General features: G+C 40.7%; 3 protein-coding genes. All 3 read left to right on the forward strand.

Translation table 11 applies throughout. The features are described 5' to 3' along the window. The first annotated feature begins 99 nt into the window (after positions 1-99). On the forward strand, positions 100-345 hold the full coding sequence (locus BCT81_RS02640; RefSeq protein WP_102423164.1) for a DUF2164 domain-containing protein: 246 nt from the start codon (positions 100-102) through the stop codon (positions 343-345). 152 nt (positions 346-497) lie between these two features. After that, positions 498-1,037, forward strand: a complete 540-nt coding sequence (locus tag BCT81_RS02645; protein ID WP_102423165.1) for a cytochrome b — start codon at positions 498-500, stop codon at positions 1,035-1,037. After that, positions 1,034-1,612, forward strand: coding sequence for a YceI family protein (locus BCT81_RS02650; protein ID WP_102423166.1), 579 nt, complete (start codon positions 1,034-1,036; stop codon positions 1,610-1,612). The genes BCT81_RS02645 and BCT81_RS02650 overlap by 4 nt, the downstream gene beginning before the upstream one ends. Positions 1,613-1,767: the final 155 nt, after the last annotated feature.

Consider the following 1,767-nt stretch of genomic DNA (forward strand, 5'->3'; position numbering starts at 1 on the left):
GTTAGAAGGATTTGATTAGTTAGCTAAGTAGCAGTGAGTTAACGTAAGCTTAGTCAGTTAATCACAATTCTTCTACTTACATTTTATTTGGACACGTTAATGACCATTCAATTAGATTCGAAACAGAAGTCAGAACTTACTCATACGCTTCAGAAGTACCTTCAGGATGAGCTTGATGTGGAACTTGGTCAGTTCGACACAGAATTCTTGGTTGACTTCATCAGTAAAAAGTTTGGTGCGGTTTACTACAACAAGGGGATAGAAGACGCACAAAAGGTCATGGAACGAAAGATGATGGATATCTCAGATGAGCTTTATGAGATTGAGCAAATCGTTGAAATCTAACGTTGTGCCCTAACTTGTTCAAAAATTTTGAATAACTCGTTTAATTTGAAATGATGTTACCAATGTAAAGCTTGGTAAATACTATGTTACAGAAACTTAGTGTAGGGTACGCTTTGAAAACTACACGACTCGTTAACTTTCGGAATAGATGTATGGAAAACAACGTTAGAAATTACAACCCTTTAGCAAGAGCGATGCATTGGATTTCAGCGCTAACAATTTTTGGTTTATTTGGCGTTGGCCTGTGGATGGTTGACCTTTCATATTACAGCGAGTGGTACAAAACAGCACCAGACTACCACCGTTCGGTAGGCATTCTTTTGGCTGTTGTTACTGTGGTTCGCTTGGTTTGGAAGTTAGTTACCGCGTCACCGAAAGTAGAAGGTAAAGCTTACGAAGTTGTAGCTGCGAAAATTGCTCATGGCTTTATGTACCTTAACTTAGCGGTTTTATTTATTTCTGGTTATTTGATTTCTACATCAGATGGCCGTGGGATCGATGTTTTCAATTGGTTCACCGTGCCTAGTATGGGCGAACTATTTGCAAACCAATCTGATCTTGCAGGAACGGTTCACTACTATGCTGCCTGGGTACTGATCATTATGGCATCAGTGCACGCCTTAGCGGCGATAAAACACCACGTTATCGACAAAGACGATACGCTACGAAAAATGATAGGAGCTTCAAAATGAAAAAGTCAATTATCGCTACAGGATTAGCATTCGCTATGGCAATGCCTTTCGCTGCTAACGCTGCTAACGCTGCTGATTACGTGATTGATACAAAAGGTGCACACGCATCAGTTAACTTTAAAGTTAGCCACCTAGGTTACAGCTTTATCCAAGGGCGTTTTAACACATTCTCTGGTGATTTCTCGTATGACGCAAACAACGTTGAAGCATCAAAAGTAAACGTTGTTGTTGATACTACGAGCCTAGACTCTAACCATGCTGAGCGTGATAAGCACATTCGTAGCTCTGATTTCATTGACGCTGGTAAGTTCTCAGACGCTACATTCAACAGCACGAAAGTTGTTGATAAAGGCGACGGCAAACTTGAAGTTATGGGTGATCTTAAACTTCACGGTGTAACTAAGCCAATCGTTATCGAAGCTGAATTCATCGGTGCAGGTCAAGACCCATGGGGTGGTGAGCGTGCTGGTTTCGTTGGTACAACACGTCTAGAACTTGCCGATTTCAACATTCCAGTAATGGGCGCTTCAAGCTACGTAGACATGGATCTACACGTTGAAGGTATCAAGAAGTAATCAAGTGATTACTGGTCGCTTGTAGGGATCGTCTTTTAATTAATATCAAATTCACTAGATACCTAAACACGACAGTTAGAAATAGAGAAAGGCGCAAAGTATTCACTTTGCGCCTTTTTATTATGGTAAATGGAAACGCGGTTAGATCTGTTTTG

The sequence above is a fragment of the Vibrio sp. 10N.261.52.A1 genome, assembly GCF_002876325.1.
GTDB classification, from domain to species: Bacteria; Pseudomonadota; Gammaproteobacteria; order Enterobacterales; family Vibrionaceae; genus Vibrio; species Vibrio chagasii.

Excerpts from the sequence above, each read along its gene's own strand:
- BCT81_RS02645 (WP_102423165.1), top strand. The coding sequence starts at position 498 with ATGGAAAACAACGTTAGAAATTACAACCCTTTAGCAAGAGCGATGCAT.
- BCT81_RS02650 (WP_102423166.1), top strand. The coding sequence starts at position 1,034 with ATGAAAAAGTCAATTATCGCTACAGGATTAGCATTCGCTATGGCAATG.
- BCT81_RS02640 (WP_102423164.1), top strand. The coding sequence starts at position 100 with ATGACCATTCAATTAGATTCGAAACAGAAGTCAGAACTTACTCATACG.